At 64.0% G+C, this 5,209-nt stretch carries 4 protein-coding genes; 2 read left to right on the top strand and 2 right to left on the bottom strand.

Annotated elements, in window-relative coordinates; genetic code table 11:
• The first annotated feature begins 216 nt into the window (after positions 1–216).
• The gene (locus CCR96_RS06515; RefSeq protein WP_201219034.1) at positions 217–357 is read left to right on the top strand and encodes a hypothetical protein; all 141 of its coding nucleotides are present in this window, start codon (positions 217–219) and stop codon (positions 355–357) included.
• Between the two features lie 306 nt (positions 358–663).
• A complete protein-coding gene (locus tag CCR96_RS06510) occupies positions 664–822 on the top strand; it encodes a hypothetical protein (RefSeq protein ID WP_201219032.1) in 159 nt (52 codons plus the stop codon).
• On the opposite strand, the gene CCR96_RS06505 is transcribed toward CCR96_RS06510, so the two are convergent.
• Positions 801–2,150 (bottom strand): IS701 family transposase, encoded by a 1,350-nt coding sequence (locus CCR96_RS06505; protein WP_476702832.1) that lies wholly within the window; start codon positions 2,148–2,150, stop codon positions 801–803. The genes CCR96_RS06510 and CCR96_RS06505 overlap by 22 nt on opposite strands.
• 222 nt (positions 2,151–2,372) lie before the next feature.
• Positions 2,373–3,704 (bottom strand): group II intron reverse transcriptase/maturase, encoded by a 1,332-nt coding sequence (ltrA, locus tag CCR96_RS06500; protein WP_201219028.1) that lies wholly within the window; start codon positions 3,702–3,704, stop codon positions 2,373–2,375.
• Between the last annotated feature and the right edge of the window lie 1,505 nt (positions 3,705–5,209).

Genomic DNA, 5,209 nt, shown 5'->3' with positions numbered 1-5,209 from the left:
GCGCCGCCCACTTCGTTCCACCGTAACCAACAATTTCTGACAACAGACCCGCAACCCAGCGGCGGTGCTTCTCGTTGAGTTGATCAAAAACCGCCTTGACGTGCTCTTCTACCGCCTCCGGAATCACGACTTCAACCGCTGCCATCTGCTTTCACCCTCGACCCTAACACCACTATAGGCAAGCATACCGACTACAATGAAATCGGGAAACAGTTGATGGACACTTCCTTAGCCGACGAGGTTAAGGTGCTCAAGCCGGGCGACGAGGTCATCCTGATCACCAGCCACCAGCAGCTCCCCAAGCTCGAGCAGCGCTTCGAGCACAGCGAGGGAGGTGAGCAGCTGAAGGCGGATTGAGGCGGCCAAATCCAATCGGATGCCGACACTCAGCCCGCGAGCGATGGCGAGCGATGGCATCTGATGAGCGCCGAGAGATCGCGGCAGCTCTCGAGACCGACAGGCTGTCGGCTTTGATGTCGCACTGTTGAGGCCGCACTGCAGAATCTTAAGGCCAGGCCGCAGAATCGGCTTCATAGTTGCCTCACAGCATGCGTCCGGCGATGGCTCAGACGGACGATGGCTCACACTGAGCCAGTCATCGCGGCCAGTCAGTGCGGCAACCTCAGCCGGTCAGCCTCAACCCAACCAACGATGGAGACAGCCATGAGATTCACCATAGCCACCACACTCAGCTTGACCTTGACCTCGGCGCTGAGCCTGTCCGCGCTCGCCCCAGTGCTTGCCCAGGACGCCGCGCCACCGGGAGCCGGCATGCCTCGACTTTGGCACTTTTCGGCCCCTCAGGCCGTCGCAGCAAGCTGATCGAGCAAGCGCTCCAGGCGCTGGGGTGAAATTTGGACAGGGTCCTGCTCGTCGGCTGACCTGTCGAAATAGGTCTCGCCCCAAATCCGGCGCCGGACCAAGGCCAGGCAATCGGAGAACGTCGCCTCGGGCTTGAGGTACCAGGCGCTCGAGCGCGCCAGAGTGGGCCAGTGCTCACGCCAGCGATGCACCATCAGGCAGACCAGTGAGAACAGGGCCATGAGCACCGGCGTGGTGCGGGCGATAGCGAGATCGCTCCACTGACGCTGGGTCTCCACGCCGAGGTGGCGACGGGTCTCCTCGAAGGTCACCTCCAGCGACCAGCGCCAGACGAACAACTCGATGATTCGGGCCGGGGTCATGCTCAGCGCCGTGGTGAAGAAGGCCTGCGCCGGCAGACGCCCCTCGGGATCGACCACCAAGACCCAGCGTATCGGCAGCGGGGTGATGCCGGGCGTGTGCCAGAGCGCGATGCCGCTGAGCACGCGTAGCGTCTTGCGCTGGCCGCGGTACCAGGCGACGCTCACCGCCTCGCCCTGGGTGCGCGCCTCCTCCACGCGGCTGGCCAGCTTGGCCAGGCGCGCGCCTTTCTGCGGCTTGCGCCCACGCCGCCCGGCCGGCACCGGCTCGGGGAACCCAAACAGCCGCGCATCCAGGCGCAGGCGGCTGATCAAGGTGGCCTGATTGGTCAGGCATTCCCAGCCCAGCTGGATGCAGGCATAACGCCCATCGCCGATCAAGATCCAGGGCCGTCGACCCAGCCAGCGCGCGACCAGGCGCACCATGACGACGGTCCAGTCCAGGGTGGTGCGATGCCGGCGACCGGCCTCGCTGTCGGCCTGCTTGGAGGGCATCAGCAGGGTCAGAAACGGCAGTGCCCACATCCGCTGACTCCAGGGCACAGGCACCAATAGCGCCATCACCAGCCATTCCACGCCCAGACAGGTCACCACCTTGCCGCGGCTCGAGCGCACCGCATCCCGATACACCCCTTTGGCCCGGATACGTGGCCCAAAGCGCCGCTCCAGGGTCTCGTCGATCACCATGACAATCGGGAGGCTGTGGGGCAGCAAAGCCAGCAACAGCCCCAGCAAGATCTGCGCGCCGCGCAGTCCTGACCAGCGTGCGCGGTTGAGCACCCGATGATAGCGCTCGAAGCGCCGCTCGCCCGAGAGGCCCATCGCGCGCAGTGCCGCCGTCACCGTGCGTGGCCCCTGTGCGAGCAGGGTGCCGATCACCAACACCTGCGCATGCGCCCAGGTCGGTCGCGTGAACAACACGGCAAACGGTTCTAAAACAGCTACAATCGTCAACGGCAGGGCGAGCATGGGCGGCACAGTTTGGCGTTTTGGTTGACATCAGACGATACCGCCCATCTCGCGCTGCCGCCAACCGCGAGCCGCCGGCTGCCCCGCCGACGCTGGCCGATCGCCGGCCACGAAACAGCTCAGAAAAATGGGCCGGGTGACCGCGGGTGATCACTCACCCGCGGTTCCCACAGATCCGGACATGCGGAACTCCCGCATCCGGCTCCTCGGCCTAGACGTTCGCTACGTGGCATAGATGCTGTGCACCACCCGCGCGGGCGGGAGCGGGTAGCGCCGCAACAGACGGTTAAAGGCCGACCAGTCAAGGCGCGTCGCATGTGAGCGACGATTGAGCCACTTGCGCCAGTGCCATTGCACCTCGAAGCGGAATCGGGACAGCGCACGCGCGTTGCCGGTGATTCCAGAATAGGCGTTGTGACCCCTGAGCTTGCGACTCAGCACCTGCTGTTGTTCCGCCACCGGTCGGTGACGGTTGCGTCGGCACCACTGCCCGATCTGCCGCAGAGCGCGGCTGAAGCGGGTCTTGGCCGTCTTGCGTTGCACCACCCAGCGCCCCTTCCGGGAGCGCCCCCAATAGTGGCTGAAGCCGAGCAGATCGAAGCTGCGCTCACGCTGCGAGCCCCGTTCCTGTCCTGCCCGTGATGGACTGCGAAAGTCCACCAGTCGGGTCTTCTCGGGGTGCAGTGTCAACCCAAAGCGCGCGAAGCGCTTGGGCAGCACTTCCAACACCCGCCGAGCGTCGTCTTCCCGCTCAAAGGCCAAGGTCGCATCATCGGCAAACCGGACCAAAAAGGCACGGCCTCGCAGACGCGGCTTGACCTCGCGCTCGAACCAGGTGTCGAGCACCTCGTGCAGGTAGAGATTGGACGCCAGTGGGCTGATCACCGCCCCCTGCGGGCTGCCCCGCTCGGGATAGCTGATCACCCCTTCGTCCATGACCCCGGCGTGCATCCACTTGCCCAGTACGCGGCGGATCACGCCGTCACGCACCCGTTGGTCGAGAAAGGCGTTGAGATGGGTTCTTTCCATGCTGCCGAAAAAGTCCTGGATGTCGAGATCGATTACCCAGCCGCCGCCGATATCCATGAGCCCCTTCCAGAGTGCGTCGAGCGCTTGGTGGGCATTACGTCCGGGCCGGAAGCCATAGGAGCAGTCCAGAAAGTCCTGCTCGTAGACCGGCTCCAGTACCATCAGCACCGCGCGCTGGAGCACTTTGTCTTCCAGGGTCGGAATGCCGATCGGGCGGGTCTTCTTCGGGGTTCCGTCCTTGGGGATGTGCACGCACCGCACCGGTGGCGCCCGATAGCGTCCGCTCTTGAACCGTTCGAGCAGGTCGCTCAGGTTCGCCTGCAGTCGTTCCTCGTACGCTTCGGCGGTGACGCCGTCTACCCCCACCGCGCCGTCCTTGCGCGTTCGCCGGTACGCTTCTTCCAGCCACATCAGGTCGATGTGGTGCGCCAGCGTGGTCAGCACCATCTCGGGTGCCTGTCTCGCCAAGTTCGCGATCTTCTGTTGTTTCGTGGAGATGATCTCGCGCTCCAATGTTCGCGTCATCTTGCCCTCCAGAAGGTGTGTAAACCGACCGGCCGCTTCCCTCGAACGGGTCCGCTAGGGCGCGTTCCCCGCCGTCGTCAGTACTATCAGCCGGCTCCGATTGCTCAGCCGTCATCGCGCCGCACTTCGTTGCCTTCGCTTGGCGCTACCTCGTCGTCGGTCCTGTTCGCGACCGTCGGCTGGACCGGCTCCGACGGTGATCTGGGCGGCTTCTTGCGCGGCGCCCGCACCGCGTCTCCCAACGAGGAACGATTGAGCCCTCCCAGGTTCCTGGGTGACCCTTGCGTACATGCCCTGCTCTTCGACCCCGGCGGAGCATCTCGACCAGGCCCACTGAGTCGACACGCTGCTGCCTTCCGCTCTTTGGATAACGTCGGCTCCGCAAGGCTCATTTCGGGGCTCAATCACACAGCCTGCACGCCCCCTGTGTACGCTTCGCAGCGGGGATCGCTCCCACACCAGTCGGGATAGAAATACGGCGCGCGCAACGGTAGGTCCAGGCTTGGCTGTTTCGGCGTTTCCGCGGGACGTGCCCGTTTAGAACAGACCGTGGTTCACGTTTCCGTAAGCCCCCCTACGATCCCGGACGGTCGGATTTCCCGAGTCCGGTTCTGACCTTGGCTTGTCCGCCCAGGGCCTTCCCGCAGCTGGAGGAAACTCAAATGCTGGCGCATATACGCCCCGCTCCAACTCGGTTTACCACTGAGCCTAGGCCGGTTTACGCCATAGCTGATCTCGGCTCGGAGTCCGAGGCTATCGCAGGCCCGCCAAGTGCCCAGAGCCCCTTCGCCCGCTGTTGGTGTTACCTTCAGCGGCGCAACGTCTGACGTCGCGTCAGCAGGCATTACCCTGCCTTCTTCGCTCCTACGGGCTCATGCGCCAGACCAAATCCCTCCCATCGCCTACGGTCGCGGCCTCGGTCGATGGGTCTTTGCAGGTTGTCGCCAGTCCCTGCTGGGAGGTGGCCCTTCCCGACGTTATCTCCACAAGTCTTTCCCCAGGTGCCTGGACCCTTACCCCGGCGCTCCACATGGTGCAGGTGCTCGTTTCTTCCCATGTGACGTCGGCCTTCCCCGTGTTGCGACCGGGTCGGCAATGCGCAATGACCGTGCAACGACGTCCGCACGGAACCGATTTCGGGGCTACAGCCATTCGTTTATCTTCAGGCCCCTGGGTTTGCTCGCCACCCAGGTCGTTCCTACCGTGGCACTCCGGTGCCAGGCAGCCGTGACTTCTACATCCGCGCATCTTGCAGTTCGTTACCTCACCGCACAGCGGATATGCTAGCCGTCCGAATCGAGCAATTGACGGCGCGAGGACTTACACCTCGCCAGACTCGTGGCCTTGTCGGCCGCTCCCGCAACACTCGGTTTCGGTGGATGGCCAGTCCTTGCCGGTTCGGGACTTGCACCCGTCGGGTCACTGTAAGAGGTTTCCGATTGCTCAAATCCTATGGCGTTCTTCCTCCTCTTCCAGGCTTTGCCTGGCGCAACCAAAGTCGAGTA

Origin of the sequence: Halochromatium roseum (assembly GCF_016653315.1) — a bacterium.
Classification (GTDB): Bacteria; Pseudomonadota; Gammaproteobacteria; order Chromatiales; family Chromatiaceae; genus Lamprobacter; species Lamprobacter roseus.
This window is presented reverse-complemented; position numbering and strand designations above follow the sequence as displayed.